General features: G+C 61.6%; 25 protein-coding genes. 1 reads left to right on the top strand and 24 read right to left on the bottom strand.

All coding sequences use genetic code 11. The features are described 5' to 3' along the window. Positions 1-24 precede the first annotated feature (24 nt). From COCCU_RS02310 to rpsL, 17 genes are all read right to left on the bottom strand, one after another. Positions 25-1059, bottom strand: a complete 1035-nt coding sequence (locus COCCU_RS02310) for a hypothetical protein (RefSeq protein ID WP_156229988.1) — start codon at positions 1057-1059, stop codon at positions 25-27. 192 nt (positions 1060-1251) lie between these two features. Further along, positions 1252-1530, bottom strand: coding sequence for a 30S ribosomal protein S17 (gene rpsQ / locus COCCU_RS02305; RefSeq protein ID WP_156229986.1), 279 nt, complete (start codon positions 1528-1530; stop codon positions 1252-1254). 2 nt (positions 1531-1532) lie between these two features. Next, positions 1533-1763, bottom strand: a complete 231-nt coding sequence (gene rpmC, locus COCCU_RS02300) for a 50S ribosomal protein L29 (RefSeq protein ID WP_156229985.1) — start codon at positions 1761-1763, stop codon at positions 1533-1535. After that, the gene (gene rplP / locus COCCU_RS02295) at positions 1763-2179 is read right to left on the bottom strand and encodes a 50S ribosomal protein L16 (RefSeq protein ID WP_156229983.1); all 417 of its coding nucleotides are present in this window, start codon (positions 2177-2179) and stop codon (positions 1763-1765) included. Before rplP ends, rpmC begins: the two co-directional genes overlap by 1 nt. Positions 2180-2181: 2 nt before the next feature. Further along, complete coding sequence (rpsC, locus tag COCCU_RS02290) at positions 2182-2934, bottom strand: 30S ribosomal protein S3 (protein ID WP_156229982.1); 753 nt, start codon at positions 2932-2934, stop codon at positions 2182-2184. Further along, positions 2934-3293, bottom strand: a complete 360-nt coding sequence (rplV, locus tag COCCU_RS02285; RefSeq protein ID WP_156229981.1) for a 50S ribosomal protein L22 — start codon at positions 3291-3293, stop codon at positions 2934-2936. The genes rpsC and rplV overlap by 1 nt, the downstream gene beginning before the upstream one ends. A 3-nt stretch (positions 3294-3296) precedes the next feature. Further along, a complete protein-coding gene (gene rpsS / locus COCCU_RS02280; RefSeq protein ID WP_156229980.1) occupies positions 3297-3572 on the bottom strand; it encodes a 30S ribosomal protein S19 in 276 nt (91 codons plus the stop codon). Between the two features lie 16 nt (positions 3573-3588). Further along, entirely contained in the window at positions 3589-4425 is an 837-nt protein-coding gene (rplB, locus tag COCCU_RS02275) for a 50S ribosomal protein L2 (RefSeq protein WP_156229978.1), read from the bottom strand. 23 nt (positions 4426-4448) lie between these two features. Next, entirely contained in the window at positions 4449-4754 is a 306-nt protein-coding gene (gene rplW, locus COCCU_RS02270) for a 50S ribosomal protein L23 (protein WP_156229977.1), read from the bottom strand. Further along, positions 4754-5410: a 50S ribosomal protein L4 gene (gene rplD, locus COCCU_RS02265; RefSeq protein ID WP_156229975.1), complete on the bottom strand. Its 657-nt coding sequence runs from the start codon at positions 5408-5410 to the stop codon at positions 4754-4756. Before rplD ends, rplW begins: the two co-directional genes overlap by 1 nt. Continuing rightward, positions 5407-6063, bottom strand: coding sequence for a 50S ribosomal protein L3 (rplC, locus tag COCCU_RS02260; RefSeq protein WP_156229973.1), 657 nt, complete (start codon positions 6061-6063; stop codon positions 5407-5409). Before rplC ends, rplD begins: the two co-directional genes overlap by 4 nt. A 32-nt stretch (positions 6064-6095) precedes the next feature. Then, positions 6096-6401: a 30S ribosomal protein S10 gene (gene rpsJ, locus COCCU_RS02255; protein ID WP_003854291.1), complete on the bottom strand. Its 306-nt coding sequence runs from the start codon at positions 6399-6401 to the stop codon at positions 6096-6098. 691 nt (positions 6402-7092) lie between these two features. Next, the gene (locus tag COCCU_RS02250; protein WP_156229971.1) at positions 7093-7836 is read right to left on the bottom strand and encodes a hypothetical protein; all 744 of its coding nucleotides are present in this window, start codon (positions 7834-7836) and stop codon (positions 7093-7095) included. 266 nt (positions 7837-8102) lie between these two features. After that, positions 8103-9293: an elongation factor Tu gene (gene tuf, locus COCCU_RS02245; RefSeq protein WP_156229970.1), complete on the bottom strand. Its 1191-nt coding sequence runs from the start codon at positions 9291-9293 to the stop codon at positions 8103-8105. 341 nt (positions 9294-9634) lie between these two features. After that, the gene (fusA, locus tag COCCU_RS02240; RefSeq protein WP_156232514.1) at positions 9635-11758 is read right to left on the bottom strand and encodes an elongation factor G; all 2124 of its coding nucleotides are present in this window, start codon (positions 11756-11758) and stop codon (positions 9635-9637) included. 304 nt (positions 11759-12062) lie between these two features. Then, a complete protein-coding gene (gene rpsG, locus COCCU_RS02235; RefSeq protein WP_156229969.1) occupies positions 12063-12530 on the bottom strand; it encodes a 30S ribosomal protein S7 in 468 nt (155 codons plus the stop codon). A 3-nt stretch (positions 12531-12533) separates the two neighbouring features. Next, on the bottom strand, positions 12534-12905 hold the full coding sequence (gene rpsL, locus COCCU_RS02230) for a 30S ribosomal protein S12 (RefSeq protein ID WP_156229967.1): 372 nt from the start codon (positions 12903-12905) through the stop codon (positions 12534-12536). 326 nt (positions 12906-13231) lie between these two features. Here rpsL and COCCU_RS02225 point away from each other — a divergent pair, with 326 nt between their 5' ends. Then, on the top strand, positions 13232-13969 hold the full coding sequence (locus COCCU_RS02225; RefSeq protein WP_197088412.1) for a DUF1707 SHOCT-like domain-containing protein: 738 nt from the start codon (positions 13232-13234) through the stop codon (positions 13967-13969). A 109-nt stretch (positions 13970-14078) separates the two neighbouring features. Here COCCU_RS02225 and COCCU_RS02220 read toward each other — a convergent pair whose 3' ends face one another. The 7 genes from COCCU_RS02220 to COCCU_RS02190 form a co-directional block, all read right to left on the bottom strand. Next, positions 14079-18083 (bottom strand): DNA-directed RNA polymerase subunit beta', encoded by a 4005-nt coding sequence (locus COCCU_RS02220; RefSeq protein ID WP_156229964.1) that lies wholly within the window; start codon positions 18081-18083, stop codon positions 14079-14081. Positions 18084-18225: 142 nt separating this feature from the next. Next, entirely contained in the window at positions 18226-21726 is a 3501-nt protein-coding gene (gene rpoB / locus COCCU_RS02215; RefSeq protein ID WP_156229963.1) for a DNA-directed RNA polymerase subunit beta, read from the bottom strand. Positions 21727-22066: 340 nt separating this feature from the next. Next, positions 22067-23035 carry a DUF3068 domain-containing protein gene (locus COCCU_RS02210; protein ID WP_156229962.1) on the bottom strand — a complete coding sequence of 323 codons (969 nt, stop codon included), beginning with the start codon at positions 23033-23035 and terminating at the stop codon, positions 22067-22069. A 325-nt stretch (positions 23036-23360) separates the two neighbouring features. After that, on the bottom strand, positions 23361-23741 hold the full coding sequence (gene rplL / locus COCCU_RS02205; RefSeq protein ID WP_156229961.1) for a 50S ribosomal protein L7/L12: 381 nt from the start codon (positions 23739-23741) through the stop codon (positions 23361-23363). Between the two features lie 88 nt (positions 23742-23829). Beyond that, positions 23830-24345, bottom strand: a complete 516-nt coding sequence (gene rplJ / locus COCCU_RS02200; RefSeq protein ID WP_156229960.1) for a 50S ribosomal protein L10 — start codon at positions 24343-24345, stop codon at positions 23830-23832. A gap of 395 nt (positions 24346-24740) precedes the next feature. Then, on the bottom strand, positions 24741-25628 hold the full coding sequence (locus COCCU_RS02195) for a hypothetical protein (protein WP_156229959.1): 888 nt from the start codon (positions 25626-25628) through the stop codon (positions 24741-24743). Beyond that, the gene (locus COCCU_RS02190; protein WP_156229958.1) at positions 25625-26185 is read right to left on the bottom strand and encodes a hypothetical protein; all 561 of its coding nucleotides are present in this window, start codon (positions 26183-26185) and stop codon (positions 25625-25627) included. The genes COCCU_RS02195 and COCCU_RS02190 overlap by 4 nt, the downstream gene beginning before the upstream one ends. Position 26186: the final 1 nt, after the last annotated feature.

The raw sequence follows: 26186 nt of genomic DNA, 5'->3' as shown, positions 1-26186 counted from the left end.
TCCGGCTCCGGCGGCACCCCAGGATCACCGGGGGATGGGCTGCTCCGTTTCCCGGTGTTTCCCATTGAGTTTCAGGGTGCCGTGCGGCCACTGTTCCTGCAGTGAGGGAATAATCAGTCGGCTGGTTTCCTCAGCCAGCGCTGAACCATCCGGGGCGACCCCTCCGAGAATCAGCTCGCCACGCCCATCAGTCCACTTCGCGCCCTCTGGTGGAAGGTGATCAGCCACGATCCAGAGTCTGGTGAAGCTGATGTCCTCCCCGGCTGCCGCCAACACCCCCGGCAATGCGGCGAGTTTCTCCGCGCGCTGTTCATCCACCAGTTCTGCCAGCAGATTCAGCTTTCTCTCACAACCGTGGGCAGAAATGACCATGCCAGGGGAACCTGGCGCATCCCACCCCAGGCCAGCCAGTAACCCCTGGGCCCGATCCACCGCCAGGCCGAAGAAACGCCCCCTCTGAGCTGCCGCATCAGATGCGCACTCCCCGACCTCGGTTTCGCTCCAGAAGACCTCTGCGGTGTTGGTGTCCAGATTCAGGGCAAAGTCGGTGCCGGGAAGCAGCTGCTGATCCAGCACCCTGCTCAGTTCCTCCCAGTGATCGCCATTGACGCCCCGGATCTGCACCTCACCATCCTGCTGCTGGCCCAGGGTGTTCACCTCCAGACGCCAACCGCTCTCCACGAAATCAGGGTGCAGGAAGGAAAGTTTCTCCCAGAGTGGCAGGAGTTGTGATTCATCGAGTTCCTGTTCCAGGAAGAAAACCTTCATCTCCAGCACCGCCCGATCCTGGTTGATGAAGATGTTGTAGCTGAAACTGCCGTGGTGTTCCTGCTCCAGGTAATCCACGATCTCCCCGTGCAGGCGCTGCCCATCCGAGAGGAGGGCGCTGCCATCAGGGCCCACGGCCACCACCGCCTGGCTCTCCGCGGCATTGGCTTCCTGTCGCTCCATGTCCCAGCTCAACTTCAACAGTGGCAGGAGTGCGATTCCGAGCATCAGAACCAGGATGAAGACCAGGGTTGCGATGATGGCGAACAACAGTTTCGCGGTGCTCCTCATGTCCTACTCCCATTCATGATCGGGGGAGCTGCCTCAACCGGCCGGACTCCCCCTGCTACGCACAAAGCCTAACCTGCGGCAGGGGTGTGCGGGCCCCCGGTGGGCATGCAGAAACCCCGCCCGGGGTGAGCGATTTCTCGCGGCCCTGGACGGGGTTTTCTGAAGGTTATCTCGAAAGAGATGCGGGGAAGCCTACTTGGCCTTCTCCACGATCTCGATCAGACGGTAGTGCTTGTCCTTGGAAAGCGGACGGCACTCCTCGATGCGGACCAGGTCGCCGATACCGGCGGTCTGCTCCTCATCGTGGGCCTTGACCTTCTTGTTGGAGCGGAGGATCTTGCCGTACAGCGCATGCTGCTTGCGATCCTCAACCTCGACGACGATGGTCTTGGTCATCTTGTCGGAAATGACGTAACCCTGGCGAACCTTACGAGCGCCCTGATCCTTTTCGTTCACGTTTGCCTCACTCATGATTAAGCCTCAGCTCCCGGAACCAAGGACAGGCCCAGCTCACGCTCGCGGATAACGGTGTAGATGCGGGCGATGTCGCGCTTGACCGTGCGCAGGCGGCGGTTGTTGGTCAGCTGACCGGTGGCCATCTGGAAGCGCAGGTTGAAGAGTTCTTCCTTTGCCTCAGTCAGACGGGTGGTCAGCTCTTCGGGGTTCAGCTCACGGAACTCGTGTGCGGGGGTACCGGTTGCCATTAGAACTGATCCTCCTTCTTCACGATACGAACCTTGCAGGGCAGCTTCTGACCTGCACGACGGAGTGCCTCAAGGGCGGTCTCCTCGTTAGGGTAGGTCATCTCGAAGAGGATGCGGCCGGGCTTGACGTTGGCCACCCACTTCTCAACCGGGCCCTTACCGGAACCCATACGCACGCCGAGCGGCTTCTGGGTCAGGGGGCGGTCCGGGAAGATGTTGATCCAGACCTTGCCGCCACGCTTGACATGCCGGTTGATGGCAATACGTGCGGACTCGATCTGACGGTTGGTGATGTAGGCCGGCTCGAGAGCCTGGAGGCCATAATCACCGAAGGTGACGCGGTTTCCACCCTTGGACACGCCGCTACGGTGCGGACGGTGCTGACGGCGGAACTTGACGCGCTTAGGGATAAGCATGTTTAGCCCTCCTTCTTCTCAGCGCGCTGGCGACGCTGGCCGCCGCGACGCGGACGTGCGTTGCGATCGCGATCGCCGCCGCGGCCGCGACGGTCTGCGGGTGCGTTGATCTCGCTCTCACGACGACCACCGACGACGTCACCCTTGTAGATCCACACCTTGACGCCGATACGGCCGAAGGTGGTGTGGGCCTCGTGGAAGCCGTAATCGATCTCGGCGCGGAGGGTGTGCAGCGGAACGCGACCCTCGTGGTAGCGCTCGGTGCGGGACATCTCGGCACCGCCGAGACGACCGGAGCAGACAACCTTAATGCCCTTGACCTGCGGCTGGCGCATGGCGGACTGGATTGCCTTGCGCATTGCACGACGGAAAGCAACGCGGTTGACCAGCTGCTCAGCGATGGACTGAGCCACCAGAGCAGCGTTGGCGTCGATGTTCTTGACCTCGAGGATGTTGAGGGCGACCTGCTTGCCGGTGAGCTTCTCGAGCTCGCGACGGATGCGGTCAGCCTCGGAACCACGACGGCCGATCACGATGCCCGGGCGGGCGGTGTGAATATCGACACGGACGCGATCACGGGTGCGCTCGATGACAACGTCGGCGATGCCGGCGCGATCCAGACCCTTGGACAGGAAGTCACGGATCTTGATGTCCTCGGCGACGTAATCAGCGTAGCTGGAATCGGCGTACCAGTGGGACTTCCAATCGGAAGTGATGCCCAACCGGAGGCCGTGAGGATGAATCTTCTGGCCCACTACTTGGCCCCTTCCTTGCTCTCAACAACCACGGTGATGTGGCTGGTGCGCTTACGGATCTGGAAAGCACGACCCTGTGCACGCGGCTGGAAGCGCTTCATGGTCGGACCCTCGTCGGCGAAAGCCTCGGAGATGACCAGGGTGCGCGGATCCAGGCCGAGGTTGTTCTCAGCATTAGCTGCAGCCGAAGCCACAACCTTGGAAACCGGAGTGGCGGCATCCTGCGGAGCGTACTTCAGGATGGCCAGGGCCTCAGTCACGGACTTGCCGCGAACGAGGTCGATCATCCGGCGGGCCTTCATCGGAGTGACGCGGACAAAACGCGCAGTGGCGCGTGCGGAGGTGATGGTCTCACTCATCGCTTATCGACGTCCCTTCTGATCCTTGATGTGACCCTTGAAGGTCTTAGTCGGAGCGAACTCACCGAGCTTGTGACCGACCATGGAGTCGTCAATGAACACCGGAACATGCTTACGACCGTCGTGGACGGCGAAAGTGTGGCCGATGAAGTCCGGGAGAATGGTGGAACGGCGGGACCAGGTCTTGATGACCTGCTTGGTACCCTTTTCGTTCTGAGCATCAACCTTGTTGAGGAGGTGCTCATCGACGAACGGGCCCTTCTTAAGGCTACGTGGCATTCTCTGTTACCTCCTCTTAGCGCTTCTTGTTGGACCGGCGGCGACGCACGATCATGTTGTTGCTGTAACGGTTCGGGTTGCGGGTGCGGCCTTCCTTCTGGCCCCACGGCGACACCGGGTGGCGACCACCGGAAGTCTTACCCTCACCACCACCATGCGGGTGATCCACCGGGTTCATGACGACACCTCGAACGGACGGACGCCAGCCCTTCCAGCGCATACGGCCGGCCTTGCCCCAGCGGATGTTGATCTGGTCAGCGTTGCCGACCTCACCAACGGTTGCGCGGCAACGGATGTCCACGCGGCGGATCTCGGTGGAGGGCATACGCAGAACTGCGTAGTTGCCTTCCTTACCGAGCAGCTGGACGGAGGCACCTGCGGAACGAGCCAGCTTGGCGCCAGCGCCCGGCTTCAGCTCGACAGCGTGGATGGTGGTACCGGTCGGGATGTTGCGCAGCGGCAGGTTGTTGCCAACCTTGATGTCCGCGTTGGCACCAGACTCGATGAGGGTGCCCTGCTTCAGGCCCTTCGGAGCAATGATGTAACGCTTCTCGCCATCACGGTAGTGAAGCAGCGCAATGTTGGCGGTACGGTTCGGGTCGTACTCGATGTGAGCGACCTTTGCCAGGATGCCGTCCTTGTCATTGCGACGGAAGTCGATGACACGGTAGCGACGCTTGTGTCCGCCACCGCGGTGACGGGTGGTGATGTGACCGTGGACGTTACGTCCACCGGTCTTGTGGATCGGGCGCAGCAGAGACTTTTCCGGGTTGGAGCGAGTGACCTCGCTGAACTCGGAAACGGAGCTAGCGCGGCGACCCGGAGTTGTCGGCTTGTACTTACGAATAGCCATAATATTCCTTACCTTTCGACGCCTTAAGCGGCGGTGCCACCGAAGATGTCGATAGAGTCGCTGCCCTCACGGAGCGAGACGTAGGCGCGCTTGGTTGCCTTGCGGACACCGAAACCGGTGCGGGTGCGCTTGCGCTTGCCCTCACGGTTGACAGTGTTCACGGAGGCGACCTTCACACCGAAGATCTGCTCGACGGCGGTCTTGATCTGGGTCTTGTTGGAGTCCGGGCGAACGAGGAACGTGTAAACGTTCTGCTCCATCAGGCCGTAGGACTTCTCAGAGACGACCGGGGCGATGATGATGTCACGCGGATCTGCGATCTTGGCCATTAGTTCTTCTCCTCCTGCTCCGCACCAGAGGTGCGGTTGATGAAGGTGTTCAGAGCTTCAACCGAGAACACGACGTCGTCAGCGTTAAGCACGTCGTAGGTGTTCAGCTGCTCAGCGACCAGGGTGTGGACGCCGGGCAGGTTGTTGGCGCTCTTACGGGCGTTGAAGTCCTCACGACCGACGACGAGCAGAACCGACTTACGGTCGGTCAGACGCTCGAGGAAGGTGCGTGCAGCCTTGGTGGACGGCTTCTGGCCCGGGACGAGCTCCTCGACCACATGAATGCGGTCGTGGCGAGCACGGTCGGTCAGAGCGCCGAACAGGGCAGCGGTCTTCATCTTCTTGGGGGTGCGCTGGCTGTAGTCACGCGGCTTCGGGCCGTGGGAAATGCCACCGCCGACGAAGTGCGGAGCACGGATCGAGCCCTGACGGGCGCGGCCGGTACCCTTCTGACGGAACGGCTTGCGGCCGCCGCCAGCGACCTCTGCGCGGGTCTTGGTGGAGTGGGTTCCCTGACGCTTAGCAGCAAGCTGAGCGATAACAACCTGGTGCATCAGCGCGATGCTGGCCTCACGGTCGAAGATCTCAGCCGGCAGCTCGACCTGGCCGTTGGTGGAGCCAGCAGCGGTGTGGACGTCAAGCTTCAGATTGGTCATGCGTGTGCACCGCCCTTCACTGCGGTCTTAACGGTGACGATGCCACCCTTGTTGCCCGGGATTGCACCCTTGATGAGCAGCAGGTTGGAATCGGCGTCAATCTTCTGAACCTTCAGGTTCTGGGTGGTGACGCGGTCATTACCCATGCGGCCAGCCATCTTCTTACCCTTGAAGATGCGGCCCGGGGTAGCGGCAGCGCCGATACCACCGACGCGACGGTGCGCAGCCTGGTTACCGTGACTGGCACCCTGACCTGCGAAGCCGTGGCGCTTCATGCCGCCGGCGTAGCCCTTGCCCTTGGAGGTACCGGTGACGTCGACGAAGGAGATGCCCTCGAAGATTTCAACGGTGACGTCCTGACCGATCTCGTAACCGGAGACATCGTCCATACGAATCTCGGTGACGTGACGGCGGGGGGTAACGCCAGCCTTCTTGAAGTGACCTGCAGCAGGCTTGTTAGCCTTGCGCGGGTCGATTTCGCCATAGGCGATCTGGATGGCGTTGTAGCCATCGATTTCCTGGGTGCGAATCTGGGTGACCACGCACGGCCCGGCCTCGACGACGGTAACGGGGATGACCCGGTTCTCCTCATCGAAGACCTGAGTCATGCCGAGCTTGGTGCCCAGAATGCCCTTGATCTCGTTTTCACTCATTAGTTATTCTCCGCTGCCAAAGTTTCCGTCGATCACTGAATGTTCACGTCGACGCTGGCCGGGAGGTCGATGCGCATAAGTGCATCAACCGTCTTCGGCGTCGGGTCGAGGATATCGATCAGGCGCTTGTGGGTGCGCATCTCGAAGTGCTCGCGAGAATCCTTGTACTTATGGGGAGAACGAATAACGGCGTATACGTTCTTTTCAGTGGGCAACGGCACCGGGCCAACCACACGTGCACCCGTACGGGTCACGGTCTCCACGATCTTGCGTGCAGACGCATCGATCGCTTCGTGGTCGTAGGCCTTGAGCCGAATGCGGATCTTTTGTCCCGCCACGCTTATCCTCTTCCTCGCTTGCCCCACATCCATGATGGAGAGGTGGGAATCGCTTCTCGATTTCTCTATAACGTTGTCCGGCCGGAGCACGGGCGCAACGCCAGTTTCTTCTTGACTGTCATGAATGACCGGATGCATAGCAGGCGTGGGATAAACACACGCCAATGCCTCAGACGGGGTACAAGAAACCCGAAATCAAGCTGGAAGGGACCAATACTCGTGATAAGCGTGGTCCAGACCTACTGCCGCTGTTTATTTGCCATGCCCCTTCACCGGTCCCCGTTCCCGGGCGCGTCGTTTGCACGATCCACTCGAGTTCGGGAGCCTCCTGCAGACCCCGGAGGATCTGACTGAAGGTGTCATGTTCGCCTCACCATGAACGATTTTGTCAGTTGAGCTACCGTCAGCCACCCGTTTCAGGGCAGTGAGCGGAGGCGCGATCGACGCACGTCCTGTTAAAGCAACCTGTCCATTAAAGCACGAGACACCCCGATAACACAAACACTTTCTTCTTTGCCACTCCGAATGAAAGCCAGATCACGTTCCAGGTCAATGAGAGCGCCCCGGGACATAAAGCCAACTGCGGTATCTCCCCAGGATGATCCGGAATCATCCCAGGTGGTGGTGAAACCATCTCAGCCCGCAAGATGAAATATAGGGGACATGGGATGCCCCCGTCATCCCACCTCGTTCAGGCCTCCAGGGGGATGATCCGCAACAGCTCCCCCAATTCCACGTCCTCCCCGTTGCCGGCCTGCCGCACCCGCAGCACCTGCCCCGGGGTTGCGCTGAGCAGCTTCTCCCACTTCAGTCGGCGCTGAGCCACGGCACGACGCGAAATATTGAAGACCCAGAGCCCATGAGTCAACAAGGCGCTACTCCCCTCCCCCAGGATCAGCTGGTAGACCCGCTCCCCGATATCCCGACGTTCCATTCCGTCGAGGGTGCCCACCTCCGCCAGGGGGCGCTCATTGAGGAGGGTGATCCGGGAGACCACACCCAGGCGGTGGTCGATACCCGACTCATCCCGGATCACCAGTGGTTCAGCCACCCGGCAACGACGGATCCGTTCAAACCCCCAGACCCCGGGCTGAGGCTGCTCACCATCCGCCGTCACACGGCGCACACCGATGCGAAAAGGGTCGATGGTGACGCGGTGATCCGGGGACACGGTCTCCACCAGGAAACGCCCCGGAACCTCCTGCCCCGGGATCCCCGCCTCCAGGTCGGCGGACCGGGAGTGGCCACGCACCTCAAGTGGATTGTGGCGGCGCAGCTCCCGCAAGGCCTGGACAAGCTCCTCATCGCCGCTGCCCCAGCCGATCCCCCGGTTCTCCAGCAACCCGAAGAGGGTGGGCAGGGAAAGGTCTGGCTGTGCCTCCCAGGTTTCCTGCAGTTCAGCGATAACCGGGGCAATTCGAGCAGGATCCTTCATGGGTGCCCATTCTAGTCAGCACCCCAGTAGACCAGGCACCATCCATCCCCCTTGCCGGGCACCCCGGCACAACGTAGAAGGTGCATCTGGGGGCTGATTCACCCGTTTTGAGCCCCGCAACCCCCTAAATGCGCCTTCTACGTTGCCCAACCCCGCAACCCCCTGGGACCCCACCCCAGACAAAAACAGCTGCCCCGGAGGAAAATTCCTCCGGGGCAGCTGTTGGCCTGTCAGACTAGAAGAGCTCTGACGCTTAGATCAGTAAATTACTTGGTGATCTTGGTGACGCGGCCAGCGCCGACGGTGCGGGAGCCCTCGCGGATAGCGAAGCGCAGACCCTCGTCCATGGCGACCGGCTGGATCAGGGTGACCTGCATGTCGACGTTATCGCCCGGCATGACCATCTCGGTGCCTTCCGGCAGCTTCACGACGCCGGTGACGTCGGTGGTGCGGAAGTAGAACTGCGGACGGTAGTTGTCGAAGAACGGGGTGTGGCGGCCGCCCTCGTCCTTGGACAGGACGTAGACGGAACCCTCGAACTCGGTGTGGGGGGTGTAAGCGCCCGGCTTGATGATGACCTGGCCGCGCTCGATGTCCTCGCGCTTGATGCCGCGAAGCAGCAGACCACAGTTGTCGCCGGCCTCGGTGTAGTCGAGGAGCTTACGGAACATTTCGATACCGGTGACGGTGGTGGTGGTGGACTTCTCCTTGATGCCGATGATCTCGACATCCTCGTTCACCTTCAGGGAGCCACGCTCGACACGGCCGGTAACGACGGTGCCGCGGCCGGTGATGGTGAAGATGTCCTCGACGGGCATGAGGAAGGGCTTGTCCATCTCGCGCTCCGGATCCGGGATGGAATCGTCGCAAGCCTGCATGAGATCCAGGATGGCCTGGGTCCACTTCTCTTCGCCGTTCAGGGCGCCCAGAGCGGAAATGTGGACGATCGGAGCATCTTCGTCGTAATCCTGCTCAGCGAGCAGCTCACGGATCTCCATCTCGACCAGCTCGATGATTTCCTCATCGTCAACCATGTCGCACTTGTTCAGGGCGACGAGGATGTAGGGAACGCCAACCTGGCGAGCCAGCAGCACGTGCTCGCGGGTCTGCGGCATCGGGCCATCGGTGGCGGCGACCACGAGGATGGCACCGTCCATCTGAGCAGCGCCGGTGATCATGTTCTTGATGTAGTCGGCGTGGCCCGGGGCGTCAACGTGCGCGTAGTGGCGCTTCTCGGTCTGGTACTCGACGTGGGAGATGTTGATCGTGATGCCACGCTCCTTCTCCTCCGGTGCCTTGTCAATGGCGTCGTAGGCGAAGGACTCGTTGAGATCCGGGAAAGCATCTGCCAGAACCTTGGTGATGGCCGCGGTGGTGGTGGTCTTACCGTGGTCAACGTGACCGATGGTACCGATGTTGACGTGGGGCTTCGTACGCTCGAACTTCGCCTTTGCCACTGTATGTCCTCCTGGACTTCATGGTGGCTACGAACTTCGCAGCCACGTGGTGGATGTATGTCATTTCCGCTGTCCACTGTAGTGAATAACAGTCATGACGTTTTTCAGATGTGCCAGTTACATGATCCTAGATTTGTGCAGGCAGATTTTCAAACCACGAACCTGGTTCGCGGTTTTTGATCCACCCACCTGATTCCAGGGATACCGGAGGGTAACGGCCGACTCAGGGTTCTGTGTGGAAATTGAGGACAGAACCCTCAGCAGGCCGCTACCCCCGCGGTTCCCTTCTCCCCCGGTGCCGGCACGGTCACTGGAAGAGAAGGGAGGGGGTTCGACAACCCTTAGGCGCCGGTGCGCTCCGCGATGATCTCTGCGGAAACGGAGGCCGGAACCTCAGCGTAGGAGTCGAAGACCATGGAGTAGTTTGCACGACCCTGGGTCTTGGAACGCAGGTCACCGACGTAGCCGAACATCTCGGACAGCGGTACCTTGGCCTTGACCAGCTTGGCGCCGGCACGGTCTTCCATGGCGTTGACCTGGCCACGACGGGAGTTCAGGTCACCGATGACCTCACCCATGTACTCCTCCGGGGTGGTCACCTCGACAGCCATCATCGGCTCGAGCAGGACCGGCTTCGCCTTGGCGACGCCTTCCTTCAGTGCCTGGGAACCAGCGACCTTGAAGGCCATTTCCGAGGAGTCAACGTCGTGGTAGGCACCATCAAGCAGGGTGGCCTTGACGTTGACCAGCGGGAAGCCGGCGAGGAAGCCGTACTGCATGGCGTCCTGGATACCAGCGTCAACGGAGGGGATGTACTCCTTCGGAATGCGTCCACCGGTGACGGCGTTCTCGAACTTGTAGGTTGCGGACTCGCCTTCCTCCAGCTCCTCAGCCTCCGGGGCGTAGGGCTCGAAGGAGAGGATCACCTTAGCGAACTGACCGGAACCACCGGTCTGCTTCTTGTGGGTGTAGTCGACCTTCTCGACAGCCTTACGGATGGTCTCGCGGTAAGCAACCTGCGGGTCACCAATGTTGGCCTCGACCTTGTACTCACGACGCATACGGTCAACCAGGACGTCGAGGTGCAGCTCGCCCATGCCGCCGATGACGGTCTGTCCGGACTCCTCATCCAGGTGAACGGTGAAGGTCGGGTCCTCTTCGGAGAGCTTCTGGATCGCCAGACCCAGCTTCTCCTGGTCAGACTTGGTCTTCGGCTCGATGGCGACCTGGATAACCGGATCCGGGAAGTCCATGGACTCCAGGATGATCGGACTATCGGAGTCACAGAGGGTGTCACCGGTGGTGGTGTCCTTCAGACCGATGAAGGCGTAGATGTTACCGGCGTGCGCGATCTCAACAGGGTTTTCCTTGTTGGCGTGCATCTGGAAGAGCTTGCCGACGCGCTCCTTCTTGCCCTTGGTGGAGTTGAGCACCTGGTCGCCCGGCTCCACCTTGCCGGAGTAGACGCGAACGAAGGTCAGCTTACCGAAGAAGGGGTGAGCGGCGATCTTGAAGGCCAGAGCGGACAGCGGCTCGGAATCGGCCGGCTTACGGACCAGTTCCTTGGTGTCGTCCTTGGGATCGATGCCGTGGACCTCGCCGATGTCCAGCGGGTTCGGCAGGAAGTCGATGACAGCGTCGAGCAGGGGCTGAACGCCCTTGTTCTTGTAGGCGGTGCCACAGTAGACCGGGTAGATCTCGGAGTTGACCACCATCTTGCGGATGGCGCCCTTGATCTCGTCGATGGTCAGTTCCTCGCCACCGAAGTACTTGTCCATGAGCTCGTCATCGGACTCGGCAACGATCTCGAGCAGCTTCTCGCGGTACTCCTCGGCCTTTTCCTGCAGGTCGGCCGGGATCTCCTCGATGGTGGCCTCGGTGCCGATCTCGGTCTTGCCGCGCCAGGTCAGGGCCTTCATCTCGAGCAGGTCGACGACGCCGTCGAAATCATCTTCAGCGCCGATCGGCAGCTGCATGACCAGCGGCTTGGCACCCAGACGGTCCTGGATGGTGCCGACGGTGAAGTAGAAGTCAGCGCCCAGCTTGTCCATCTTGTTGACGAAGCAGATACGCGGCACGTCATACTTGGCAGCCTGACGCCAGACCTGCTCGGACTGCGGCTCAACGCCTTCCTTGCCGTCGAAGACAGCGACTGCGCCATCGAGGACACGGAGGGAGCGCTCAACCTCGACGGTGAAGTCGACGTGACCCGGGGTGTCGATGATGTTGATCTGGTTGTTGTCCCAGAAACAGGTGACGGCAGCGGAGGTGATGGTGATACCACGCTCCTTCTCCTGCTCCATCCAGTCGGTGGTGGAGGCACCGTCGTGGGTCTCGCCGACCTTGCGGTTAATACCCGTGTAGAACAGGATGCGCTCGGTGGTGGTGGTTTTACCGGCATCGATGTGTGCCATGATGCCGATGTTGCGGACCTTGGTCAGGTCAGAAAGCACTTCTTGTGCCACAGTCATACCCCAATTTAATGGTTATGGGAGTTCATGGCTGCACCATGAACGCCAACGACGAATAGTTCTCGTTCAATTTTGCCACTGATCTGTCGATAAGGCAGTACCAGACCAATATTTCCGGACTGACCTTAGCCTATCTGTGGCTTCTCGCACTATCAGGAATGTCACACTGAACTAGGGCGTGACCCCCGGAAAGCACAATGGACCCAACCACTGCCTTCCGATCCCCGCAGCAGACTGCCGCAAAGCCGGCGTCGCTGCAGGGAGCGGGAGGAGGGGAGGGTCACAGGCATGCGATTGACTACCAGCGGTAGTGAGCGAAGGCGCGGTTGGCCTCAGCCATCTTGTGGGTGTCTTCGCGACGCTTCACGGAGGCACCGAGACCGTTGGAGGCATCCAGGATCTCGTTGGCGAGGCGCTCAATCATGGTGTTCTCGCGGCGGGCACGGGTGAAGGTGACCATCCAGCGCAGAGCCAGGGTGTTGGAGCGGCCCGGACGGACCTCAACCGGAACCTGGTAGGTGGCGCCACCGACACGGCGGGAGCGGACCTCGAGGTCCGGGCGAATGTTGCCCAGAGCCTTCTCAAGGGTGCCAACCGGCTCGGTGCCGGTCTTCTCGCGGCAGATCTCGAGGGCACCGTAGACGATGCGCTCGGCGGTGGACTTCTTGCCACCCATGAGAACCTTGTTCACGAGCTGGGTGACCAGTTCGGACTTGTAGACCGGGTCCTTGACGACGGGACGCTTCGGAGCTGCATTCTTACGCATGGATTACTGTCCCTTCTTGGCGCCGTAGCGGGAACGGGCCTGCTTGCGATCCTTGACGCCCTGGGTATCCAGGGAACCACGGACGATCTTGTAACGGACACCCGGAAGGTCCTTCACACGACCGCCGCGGACGAGCACCATGGAGTGCTCCTGCAGGTTGTGGCCTTCACCCGGGATGTAGGCGGAAACCTCGATGCCGGTGGTCAGGCGCACACGGGCGACCTTACGCAGCGCGGAGTTCGGCTTCTTGGGGGTGGTGGTGTAGACACGGGTGCACACGCCGCGACGCTGCGGGGAACCCTTCAGGGCCGCGGTAGCGGTCTTCTGGTTCTTATCGTGGCGACCCTTACGGACCAGCTGCTGAATAGTTGGCATGAACCATCTTTCTGATAGATCGGCAATCCGGCCGGGATTGCCGACCGAGCTTGAAGATTCTCTGTTCGCCTGCGCACGTTCGAAGAGCTGGGAAACCAACTTCCAAATGAACGCGCGAAACCCAGTCAGCCGCTCTCGCTGGCCTACCGGGGAAAATTTCAGGCTCCCACCATCTAGACGTGGGACTGGGTGTCAGAGTACAGCAGCGCCACCCATACACCAAAATCCCTTCTTGTCCACAATGTAGCGCCCTGGCACCCCTGTACCCCCGGAAATCAGGGTTTTCCCCCTCCCGGGCAGTCACTTCGGCCATTAGCATGGGTGATATGAATGACATTTCCGGCCCTCTGGAACCCGCCAAACCCATCCGCAAACTGGCTTCCGACGCCGATCGTCAACGCGTCTGCGATGAACTTTCCGCCGCCATGAGCCGCGGCCAGATCGACTTCACCGAGTTTGATGAGCGCTCCGCCAAAGCCTGGGCGACCCGGTATCGGGAGGATCTGGTTCCCCTGGTCGCGGATGTCCATGATGCCCCGGAACAGATCGCCGGCCTGCCGCCCAGTGGGCCTGTGGCCGAGACCCCGGTGCCCTTCAACCAGCACTCCCCCATCCCTTTCGCGGCCCCCGGCGGCGGTGCCCTGACACCCCGTCAGGCGGTTGACCGGGTGCGCAGCCGGATCACCGGGGACACCAATGGTTCGGAGTTCAGCTTCTCCATGATGGGCGGCGCAGTACGCAAGGGTGATTGGCTGGTGCCGCGCCGCCACAATACTTTCACGGTGATGGGCGGAAATGACATTGACCTGCGGGAAGCGCGTTTCGAGGGCGGAGAGACCGAGATCCAGGCATATGCCCTGATGGGCGGGATAAACATCATCGTGCCCGAGGGGGTCCGGGTGATCTGCGATGGTTTCGCCCTGATGGGAGGGTTCGACTCGAGCGTGGACAAAAGATGCACCATCCGTCCCGAAAGCCTGCCCCCGGATGCCCCGGTGGTGCGGGTGACCGGTCTGGCCCTGATGGGTGGCATCGAGGTCATCACCAAGCCCCGCGCCGCTTAACGACGCCCCCGGGCAGCGCGGGGCGTCGACAAGCTGTGGTGGGGAAAGGCCGGAGGCCCCCACCACCCATGGTTTGGGTGGTGGGGGCCTCGGACAGCTTCAGGCGGGCTTAGAAAGCCTCATCCAGCGGCACCGAAGGGCCGGTGAATTCGCCGTAGCCATCATCGCCGTAGATCGAATCACCGTAGGTCGGGATCGAGTAGGCGGCGTTGCGGGCAGCCTCGGTCGGCTTGACGGAGATGTTGCGGTAACGGGAGATACCGGTACCGGCCGGGATCAGCTTACCGATGATCACGTTCTCCTTGAGGCCGATCAGCTTATCCGAACGCTTGTTGATCGCGGCGTCGGTAAGCACACGGGTGGTCTCCTGGAAGGAGGCCGCCGAGAGCCAGGACTCGGTTGCGAGCGAGGCCTTGGTGATACCCATGATCTCGGAACGCAGCTCCGCCGGCTGACCGCCAGCGGCCAGAGTCTCGGCATTCGCCATCTTCGCCTCGGAGAGATCCACCAGGGTTCCCGGCAGGAACTCGGTGGAACCGGACTCGATGACGGTGCCGCGACGCAGCATCTGACGGATGATGATCTCGATGTGCTTGTCGTGGATGGCCACACCCTGGGCGCGGTACACGGCCTGCACCTCGTCGATCAGGTGCTGCTCCACGCCACGACGGCCGAGAACCTCGAGCACGTCATGCGGGTCAGCCGGACCACGCAGCAGGCGGTCGCCCACCTCGACGTGGTCATTCTCACGCAGCGCGCGTTCGATCGTGGCGGCCGGGTTAGACTCCATGGGACGACGCACCTGGGCCAGGCCCTGACGCTTCGAGAGCTTCTCGTAGATCACATCATCGGAGCCGTCATCCGGGGTGACGGTCAGGGTCCAGAAGTTACCGTCATCCTCAAGGTGGACGGTGCCGGCGACCGAGACGATCGGGGCACGGTTCTTCGGGACACGAGCCTCGAAGAGCTCCTGGACACGCGGCAGACCGCCGGTGATATCGCCACCGACACCACCCTGGTGGAAGGTACGCATGGTCAGCTGGGTACCGGGCTCACCGATCGACTGAGCGGCGACGATACCGACGGCCTCTCCGATGTCGACCAGCTTGCCGGATGCCATGGACTTGCCGTAGCACTTGGCGCAGACACCGGTCGGGGTTTGACAGGTCAGCACGGAGCGGACCTTGACCTCGGCGACGCCGGCATCGACCAGGGAGTCGATGTTGAGCTCGTTGAGGTCAGCACCCTGCGGCAGGATGACCTCACCCTCGGAGTTTTTGGCGTCAGTGGCCAGCACGCGGCCGGAGACCGAGGTCTCGACCAGGCTGTGGCGCACGTAACCGGCGACCTCGCCGTTGGCGTCGAGAGCTGCCTCGGCGACCGGGACGCGCACACCCTGACGGGTGTTGCAGTCATCCTCGCGGACGATGACGTCCTGGGCGACGTCCACCAGACGACGGGTCAGGTAACCCGAGTCGGCGGTACGCAGCGCGGTATCGGCCAGGCCCTTACGGGAACCGTGGGAGTTGTTGAAGTACTCCAGCACCGACAGTCCTTCACGGAAGGAGGTCTTGATCGGTCGGGTGATGTACTCACCACGGGAGTTCACGACCATGCCCTTCATGCCGGCCAGGGTCCAGATCTGACGCATGTTACCGGCCGCGCCGGACTTCACGATCATCGGAATCGGGTTGTCATCCGGGTACAGGTTCTCAACAGCCTGGCCGACGGTGTCGGTGGCGTCCTTCCACAGTTCCACGAGACGGTCGTAGCGGTCACGCTCGGTGAGCGCACCCTTGACCCAGAACTTGTGCTCGATCTCCTGAGCCTCGGCCTCATAGCGGTCGAGAATCTCATCCTTGTTCGGCAGCACCAGCACGTCAGACATGGCGATGGTGACACCCGAACGGGTGGACCAGTAGAAACCGGCGTCCTTCATCTTGTCCATGGTCTGCGCGACGGTGATCATCGGGTACTTCGCAGCCAGGTCGTTGATGACGTCACCGAGCAGGATGGAGTTCTTCGCGCCACCCTTACGAACCATGACGCCCTCAAGGTAGGGGTAGTTCCACGGCAGAAGCTCGTTGAACATGACCCTGCCCAGAGTGGTGGCGGCGGTCCAGGTTTCACCCTGCTGCCAACCATCCGGGAACTGCTCAGCCTCGATCTCGGCCGGCGGACGCAGGTGCGAGATACGCACCTGGATCGGTGCCTGCAGACCCAGGACGCCACGGTCACGGGCCATGATGGCCTCCGCAACGGTGGAGTAGTTGCCCTGTGCCGGACCGTTCTCATCGGCCGGGCGGAAGCGGCCTGCGCCACCCAGCTCGTCCTCACGCTTGTCCATGGTCAGGAAGTACAGACCCGTGACCATGTCCAGACGCGGCATGGCCAGCGGCTTGCCGGATGCCGGGGAAAGGATGTTGTTCGAAGCCAGCATCAGGACGCGGGCCTCAGCCTGTGCCTCGGCGGACAGCGGCAGGTGGACTGCCATCTGGTCACCATCGAAGTCGGCGTTGAAGGCTTCACAGGCCAGGGGGTGCAGCTGAATGGCCTTACCCTCGACGAGCACGGGCTCGAAGGCCTGGATCCCCAGGCGGTGCAGGGTGGGGGCACGGTTCAGCATCACGGGGTGCTCGGAGATGGCCTCCTCGAGCACGTCCCAGACCTCAGGACGCTGACGCTCAACCATGCGCTTGGCGGACTTGATGTTCTGGGCGTAGTCATTCTCCACCAGACGCTTCATGACGAAGGGCTTGAAGAGCTCCAGCGCCATCAGCTTCGGCAGACCACACTCATGCAGACGCAGCTGCGGACCGACGATGATCACCGAACGGCCGGAGTAGTCGACACGCTTACCCAGCAGGTTCTGACGGAATCGACCCTGCTTGCCCTTGAGGAGGTCAGACAGGGACTTCAGCGGACGGTTGCCCGGTCCGGTGACCGGACGGCCACGACGACCATTGTCGAACAGTGCGTCCACGGACTCCTGCAGCATGCGCTTCTCATTGTTCACGATGATCTCGGGGGCACCGAGGTCGATCATGCGCTTGAGGCGGTTGTTGCGGTTGATCACGCGACGATAGAGATCATTCAGGTCGGAGGTGGCGAAACGGCCACCGTCGAGCTGAACCATCGGACGCAGCTCCGGGGGGATCACCGGGATGCAGTCCAGGACCATGCCGGCCGGGTCATTGCCCGAGCGCTGGAAGGCCGCGACGACCTTCAGGCGCTTGAGGGCGCGCATCTTCTTCTGGCCCTTGCCGTTCTGAATGGTGTCGCGCAGAATCTCGGCCTCGGCGTCGAGGTCGAAGTTGCGGATCAGGGTCTGGATCGCTCCTGCACCCATACCGCCGGTGAAGTAATCCTCGTAGCGGTCGATCAGCTCGGAGTAGAGGTTCTCGTCGATGATCATCTGCTTCGGAGCCAGCTTGACGAAGGTCTGCCAGATCTCCTCGAGACGCTCAATCTCACGCTCGGAGCGCTCGCGGATGTGCTGCATCTCCTTGTCGGCGGCATTCTGCACCTTGCGACGGGCATCAGCCTTGGCGCCGGCGGCCTCGAGCTCGGCGAGATCTTCCTCGAGCTTCTGGGCACGCTCAGCGATGTCGGACTCGGCATCTGCCTCGACGTCCTTCTTCTCCAGCAGCATTTCAGCTTCCAGAGTGGTCTGGTCGTTGTGGCGGGCTTCATCGTCAACACTGGTGATGATGTTGGCGGCGAAGTAGATGATGCGTTCCAGGTCCTTCGGAGCCAGGTCCAGCAGGTAACCCAGACGGGAGGGAACACCCTTGAAGTACCAGATGTGGGTGACCGGGGCGGCCAGCTCAATGTGGCCCATCCGCTCACGGCGCACCTTGGACTTGGTCACCTCAACGCCACAGCGCTCACAGATGATGCCCTTGTAGCGGACACGCTTGTACTTACCGCAGGCGCACTCCCAGTCCCGGGTGGGGCCGAAGATCCGCTCACAGAAGAGACCGTCCTTCTCAGGCTTGAGGGTACGGTAGTTGATGGTCTCCGGCTTCTTGACCTCGCCCTTGGACCAACGACGGATGTCATCAGCGGTGGCGAGTCCGATGCGGAGCTCGTCGAAGAAGTTGACGTCGAGCACGTAACTCCCTTTCCTCCCGGATACCCGGGAGATTGATGGCGTTTAAAAAATAAAGGTGATTATGCGCTCGCGGTCTGGGGCGGGGAAGCGGTGTACCGCTCCCCACCCCGGACCACGAACACCGGGGGTGCCATTGTGGCTGCTAAGCGATGTCCGCGTCGGAACGCTCATCACGGGAAAGGTTGATGCCCAGGGAGGCACCGGCCTGATCCAGCTCGTCGTCATCGGAACCGGACAGTTCCATCGGGGTGCCGTCCGCGGAGAGGACCTCCACGTTCAGGCACAGGGACTGCAGCTCCTTGAGGAGAACCTTGAAGGACTCCGGAATACCCGGGTCCGGGATGTTCTCACCCTTGACGATGGCCTCGTAGACCTTCACGCGGCCGACCACGTCATCAGACTTGATCGTCAGCAGCTCCTGCAGGGTGTAGGCGGCGCCATAAGCCTGCATCGCCCACACCTCCATCTCACCGAAACGCTGGCCACCGAACTGTGCCTTACCGCCCAGCGGCTGCTGGGTGATCATGGAGTACGGGCCGGTGGAACGGGCGTGAATCTTCTCGTCCACCAGGTGGTGCAGCTTCAGCATGTACATGTAGCCGATGGCCACCGGGTACGGGAAAGGCTCACCGGAGCGGCCGTCGAAGAGCTGGGTCTTGCCATCCGAGTTGACCATGACGTCGCCGTCACGGTTCGGGCGGGAGTTGGCGAGCAGACCAGCGAGCTCCTGGTTGGAGGCACCGTCGAACACCGGAGTGGAGGTCAGGGAACCGGCCGGGACATCGTAGAGATCCTCCGGCAGGGTCTTGATCAGCTCAGCGTTCTTCGGATCCTCGGGATCAACCTCCCAGCCGGTTGCAGCCAACCAGCCGAGGTGGATCTCCAGGACCTGACCGATGTTCATACGACGCGGGACACCGTGGGTGTTCAGGATGACGTCGACCGGGGTGCCGTCCGGCATGAAGGGCATGTCCTCCGGCGGCAGGATCTTGCCGACGACACCCTTGTTACCGTGGCGGCCGGCGAGCTTATCGCCGTCCTGGACCTTACGCTTCTGAGCCACGTAAACGCGGATCATCTCGTTGACACCCGGTGCCAGATCGTCATCGTCCTCGCGGGAGAAACGACGCACGCCGATGACCTTGCCGGTCTCGCCGTGAGGCACGCGCATGGAGGTGTCACGCACCTCGCGGGCCTTCTCACCGAAGATGGCACGCAGCAGTCGCTCCTCCGGGGTCAGCTCGGTCTCACCCTTCGGGGTGACCTTACCGACCAGGATGTCGCCGTCGCGGACGTCGGCACCGATGCGGATGATGCCGCGGTCGTCGAGGTCGCGCAGGACGTCCTCGGAGACGTTCGGGATCTCACGGGTGATTTCCTCGGCACCGAGCTTGGTGTCGCGGGCATCGATCTCGTGCTCCTCGATGTGGATCGAGGTAAGGATGTCATCCTCCACGATCTTCTGGTTGAGGATGATCGCATCCTCGTAGTTGTGACCTTCCCAGGGCATGAAGGCAACCATGAGGTTGCGACCCAGGGACATCTCACCGTTGAAGGTACCGGGGCCGTCGGCAAGCACCTGACCGGCCTCGACACGATCGCCCAGGCTGACCAGGGGCTTCTGGTTGTAGCTGGTGCCCTGGTTGGTGCGCTGGAACTTCCGCAGCATGTAGGTGTCGCGGATGCCGTCATCATCCATGATGGTGACGAAGTCAGCGCTGACGTTCTCGACCACACCGGACTTGGTGGAGATCACCAGGTCGCCGGCATCGTAGGCGGCGCGCAGCTCCATGCCGGTGCCGACGTAGGGGGCCTCGCCACGGATCAGCGGAACAGCCTGCTTCTGCATGTTCGCACCCATGAGGGCACGGTTGGCGTCATCGTGCTCGAGGAAGGGAATCATCGCGGTACCGATGGAGACCATCTGGCGCGGGGAGACGTCCATGTAGTCGATCTCGTTGCCGGGAACGACCTGGATGTCACCGTTCTTCACGCGGACGGTGACCATGTCCTCGACCACGTTGCCATCAGCGTCGACCTCGGTCTTGGCCTGGGCGACGACGTAACGGTCCTCTTCATCAGCGGTCAGGTAGTCGACCTGCTCGGTGACCCGGCCGTCGACGACACGACGGTAGGGGGTCTCGATGAAGCCGAAGGCGTTGACACGTGCGTAGGAGGAGAGGTTGCCGATCAGGCCGATGTTCGGGCCTTCCGGGGTCTCGATGGGGCACATACGTCCGTAGTGGGACGGGTGCACATCTCGGACCTCGATGCCGGCGCGCTCACGGGAGAGACCACCCGGGCCCAGTGCGGACAGACGACGCTTGTGGGTCAGACCCGAAAGCGAGTTGTTCTGGTCCATGAACTGGGACAGCTGGGAGGTGCCGAAGAACTCGCGGATGGCCGCGGAGACCGGTCGGACGTTGATCAGCGAGGTCGGGGTGATGGACTCCGCATCCTGGGTGGTCATGCGCTCACGCACGACACGCTCCATACGGGTCAGACCCAGGCGGACCTGGTTCTGGATCAGCTCACCGACGGTACGCAGACGACGGTTACCGAAGTGGTCGATGTCGTCGACCTGGACCGGAATTTCCTCACCGTTCGGGGAAACCATGCTGCGCTCGCCGGCGTGCAGGCGGACGAGGTACTCCAGGGTGGTGGCGATGTCCTCTTCGGTCAGGGTCAGCAGACCTTCATGGTCGCCGCCCAGACCCAGCTTGCGGTTGACCTTGTAACGGCCGACCTTGGCCAGGTCGTAGCGCTTGGCCTTGAAGAAGGAGTTGTCGAGCAGGGACTGCGCGAGATCGCGGGTCGGCTGCTCGCCGGGACGCTGCTTGCGGTAGATCTCCAGCAGTGCCTCGTCGGTGTTGGCCACACCATCGGACTCCAGGGTCGACATCATCAGCTCGGAGAAGCCGAAACGCTCGGTGATCTGCTCAGTGGTCCAACCAAGGGCCTTGAGCAGAACAGTCACCGGCTGGCGACGCTTACGGTCGATGCGGACACCGACGGTGTCGCGCTTGTCGACGTCGAACTCCAGCCACGCACCGCGGGAAGGGATAACCTTCACGGCATGCAGCGGACGCTCGGTGGACTTGTCGATGGACTGGTCGAAGTAGACACCCGGGGAACGGACCAGCTGCGAAACGACGACGCGCTCAGTTCCGTTGACGATGAAGGTACCCATCTCGGTCATCATCGGGAAGTCACCGATGAAGACGGTCTGGGACTTGATCTCCTGGGTTTCGTTGTTGATGAATTCAGCCGTCACATAGAGTGGGGCCGAGTAGTTGATGTCCTTGTCCTTGCACTCGTCAATGGTGTACTTGACGGGCTCAAAACGGGGGGCGGACAGCGAAAGAGACATATTGCCGGAGTAATCCTGGATCGGGGACAACTCCTCGAGAATATCCTCGAGCCCGCTGGTGACGCGGGCATCCGGGCCGAGCTCCTCCTGCTGGCGGGCACGCCACTCCGGCGTGCCAACGAGCCAGGCGTAGGAGTCACGTTGCAGGTCAAGAAGACCTGGAACGGCAATGGGCTCCGAAATTTTCGCGAAAGAGTATCGCTTAGGAGCCCCGGGGATTTCGGCCACTGACTTGGTCTGGCGGGAGACTGCCAAGATGGGTCCTTCCAGCACCTCACGCGGATGGTGGTTTCCTGGACTGAAACCACCGAAACCGCTGGTAATTTAGCATTCGGTCTGCTGTGGAACCGCCGTCCCCAGATAGCACAAAATCACCTTGTCAAATCGGTTTTTGCAAACCGTTGTGAACAAGGTTTCCTCTGCTACCGGAGAGAAGTTCCAGCGCAACGAATCAGCCTATACCATATGTGACTGAAAGTAAAGAACCAGAATGAATGCTAAATTCTCGGACCCAGGACTGAAACCTGAGCCGAGTGGCTAGAGCGGGGCATCCACCGACACTGATGCCTGGGTCACCCGCTGAACTCCATTAAACCGGGACTGTACCACCTGATTATCTTCGGGGAGAATTACGCCCACCGAAAATCCCGAAGGAACCGGCCAATCCGAGCAGAATCAGCAGGCCACCAAAACCGACGATAATCCACCTGATCAGCTGCGCCGTGGACTGCTGTGGCACCTCCGCCGCCTGATTCAGCCGCTCTTCCACCTGTTCATCGGACATTTCTCCGTCGAATTCCAGAACCACCTCACGGGCCTCCCCATCAGCGGTGCCGTAGTAGTTGTCGACCTTCTCCTGGATATCCACGATCAACCCGGAGTTCTGGTCCACGAAGAAATCGCGTTCCACCCCATGGAAGAGATAGCCCTGCTCGGTGCTGCCGTCCTCATTCATGAAGTCGGTGGTGTTGAAGACCCCATTCCAGCGCTGCGCCACATTCTGCGGCTCAATCACCTGGTGGTAGCGGTAGACGGTCTGCCCGCCCATCTCCAGCTCTTCCTGGAACACCGCCGGATGGGACTCCCGCAGGGTCTGATCGAAGACCTCATAGGTGGTCTGCTCCGCATTCGAGGGGAACTTCACCCAGATACCGTCGACCTCGACTTCCCGGACCGGGGAAGCGGGTTGGTCACTGACATTCGCAGGGCTCAGTGCAGCGCCGCTGAGGCGGTCAATGCGGTAGTTCCACACCTCCGCGGAGATCAGGCGGTCCAGGTCGCTCTGCTGGCTACCACGGGCCAGGGAGGTACCCACCCGCACTGTGGCGGCATCGGCATCAACCGGGTTCTGCACCTCCAGGTGGATCTGACGGGTCACCGGGGACTCCACCACCCGCCCACCAGGGTCGGACATGATCCGGGTGCTGGCCTGATCATCGGTGATGCTGAACGTGGTCACCTTCAGGTCCATCGGGAGCCGGCCGTCCACATGGAAAAAACGTGGTGCCAGAAGTCCCGCTACAACTAATGTGACCCCGAGACCGAGGATGAGTGTGGAAATGATGCGGGACTTCGGGAGCATGGCCAAGATGTTACCGCAGGCCTCCCAATAACCGCCGAGCCCCGCCCCCCAAGAACCCAGAAATGCTTCTCGACGCCGCCGCTGACTCTGCCGCCGCTGCGGTAGTCATGGGGGTGAGCAGGGGGTTTGGGTGGGTATTTCGGGAAAACGAGCAAAATTGGTCGATATAGGCCTTCCACGAGGTTGTGCAATCCTTTGCAACTCTCCATATCGACCAATTTTGCCCGCATAAGGCTCCGGGGGAACAGAAAAATCCCGCCACCACCGAAATCGGTGAGGACGGGATTTTCAAGAAGTCATGAGGTGATTCTGGATCACCGCAAAATTACTTCAGGGTGACCTTGGCGCCAGCCTCTTCGAGCTTAGCCTTGGCAGCATCGGCGTCTTCCTTGGAAGCAGCCTCGATGATTGCCTTCGGAGCGGACTCAACGAGCTCCTTGGCTTCCTTCAGGCCCAGGCCGGAGACGAGCTCGCGGACAGCCTTGATGACGCCGATCTTCTTGGCGCCAGCGTCCTCGAGGACGACGTCGAACTCGGTCTGCTCTTCAACAGCAGCGGCAGCTTCGCCACCGGCAGCAGCGACAGCGACCGGAGCGGCAGCGGTGACCTCGAAGACCTCTTCGAACTCCTTGGTGAACTCAGAAAGCTCGATGAGGGTCATTTCCTTGAAAGCCTCAATGAGCTCGTCCTTGGTGAGCTTAGCCATAATGGCATCCTTTCCTTGTCGGCCTCAGTAGTTGAGAACCGGGTGTGTGGTGAAAGCTTGGGTGCGTATCGCCTGATGGCGGTACGACTTAAGCGTCCTTCTTCTCCTGGAGCGCAGCAGCGAGGCGTGCGACCTGGGAAGCGGGAGCGTTGAACAGGCCAGCGGCCTTTGCCAGGTTGCCCTTCATCGCGCCAGCCAGCTTTGCCAGCGTGGTTTCGCGGTTGTCAAGGTCAGCCAGAGCCTTGACCTGGTCGGCGTCGAGTGCGGCGCCATCCAGGTAGCCACCCTTGACAACGAGCTTGTCGTTGTCATCGGCGAACTTCTTGAGTGCCTTGGCAGCGTCGACAGCCTCGCCCTTGATGAAGGCGACGGCGGTCGGGCCGGTCAGGTACTCGTCAAGGCCCTCGATGCCGGCGTCTTTGGCCGCCAGCTTGACAAGGGTGTTCTTGGCGACGGAGTACTGGACATCTGCACCGAGGGCGCGACGCAGCTCAGTGGTCTGAGCAACGGTCAGGCCACGGTACTCGGTCAGCACGACGCTGGAAGCCTCAGCGAACTGAGTCTTCAGTTCGTTCAGGTCCGTGGTGTTCTTCGGGTTTGCCATTACTTCGCCTCCTTCCTTTACGTGTATTTCGACTGATCCGCCGGAGCTCACTTCAGAAAAACAAGAAAGCCCCGTGCAGAAGCACAGGGCGCATCAACCTCAACAGCGTTGAGGAAATGCTCGAAAGTGTCTCCTGCGTGGGCCGTTCCAGGGAAACTGGAATCCTTCGATCCTTAACGGATGACCGACGGTCTTCGGTGAAACTTGAGCTGGACCCCCTCTCGGGAAGTCCTTCAAACTTCGGTTTGTGACTTTATAGCACGGGGTCCCTTTTGAGCAAATCGTCCCTCCAACATGGCTTATCGACGCCCACCGGGGTGAGGCTGCAGGTGGACAGGAGTGCGAGGGAAACCAGCTACCCCCGCTGACGCGGGGAGCCCGCTCCCCATCCCCCTTCACCTCACCAACTGCGCCCCCACCGGAAAGAACCCCAGGTAAGAGATGCCGCTGAGGTTGTATTTGAACTTGATGCCCATGATCACCCGGATGCCGGCATGCATCCCCCAGGCCGCAATCACGAAGCCCTGTCCCAGGCGGCGGTCGATCAGTGCCAGCGGGGCACCGAGTTCCACGGCCAGGGCGGTGCCCGCCAGCACCCCGAAGCTCAGGTTCGAGCGGTAGAGCGCACCGGTGGTGGCTGGCACCTTCCCACCGAAGACCTCTTTGCGGATGCTGTCCGCGGCGATCTGTTCCCGTAGTGCAGTTCCCCCGGCCCAGGACCAGCCCAGTGGGCTGCGCACCTTCGCCACCCCGGAGATCAGGTAGACCGTCACCGCCGCAATATTGACGGCGGTGGGGATACCACCGTAGGTCCTTTCATAGCGCTCGGGCAGCAGTGTCTTCTCCCGGATCACGGAGTCCACGGAGAGCGCATCCCCGGAACGGCTGAGACCCAGGACCATCTGCTGGAGGAGCAGCATATTGTCATTGTGGTAGATCATTCCCCAGGAGTTGCGGTAGCTCAGCGTCCACAGCTGCAATGCACTGTTCAGCGGCCCGCTCACCCGGTGGGCGATGCCCAGGGTGGCGGCGGCATTGGCCAACTGCGCGGCGTCGAAAAGCAGGTCGGCGAACTTGGGTGGCAGGGGGCGACGCAGGATCTTCACGGGCCCCACCGGTCGGAATCGGGCGGGATCCTGGTGGTGCAGGCCCCGGAAGATGCCCCGGCGGCGGTGGTTATTCCACGCGGAGAAGGCCCCCACCCCGAGGCGGATCACCGCGGGGCGGGCGGGTGTGGCTGCTGGGCGCAGCTTATCGACGACGCGTTCAAGCAGCGGTGTCATGGGGTCTGGGTCTCCTTGATTCGGGGCAGGGCTTTTCCGGGTCCGGCCTGGGCGGTGCCACCCACCCGGCAGGCGGCGTGCAGGGATTCCGCGACGGGTCGGGTGTCACCGTTGAAGTACTCATCGAAGAGGAAGCGGGCACGCACCACCTGCACCTCCACGATCTGCTCCTCCCCCGCCTGGGGTCGGACTGCCAGGGAATCGGCGTAGCACTGGGCGATGTCGGCGGCACGACCCTCCCTGATCCCCCGGGAGATCTGGCGGCGAACCTGGTTGAGTCCCCCTGCTCCGAAGTGGAAGTAGTGGGGGATTATCCGCTCCCCCGCTGCCGTGAGTCCCACGACATGAGGAACCGTCACCCGACCTTTACGGTCAGCGGAGAACATCGGGTAGGTCGAAAGCGGGAAGCTGTCCCGCTCATTCTTGGCCGCACTGACCTTCTTCATCGGCCCGAGATAGTGGCGCAGCGGGCTGAGCAGCAACCCGGCGAAAGCGGCATAACCTGCCAGCGCCACCAGATCACGCTCGGTGACCGGGGCGGCGTGCTGGGAACTCATG

Origin of the sequence: Corynebacterium occultum, assembly GCF_009734425.1 — a bacterium.
GTDB classification, from domain to species: domain Bacteria; phylum Actinomycetota; class Actinomycetes; order Mycobacteriales; family Mycobacteriaceae; genus Corynebacterium; species Corynebacterium occultum.
The sequence above is the reverse complement of the archived record's forward strand: the minus strand, read 5'-3'. Positions and strand labels throughout refer to the sequence as shown.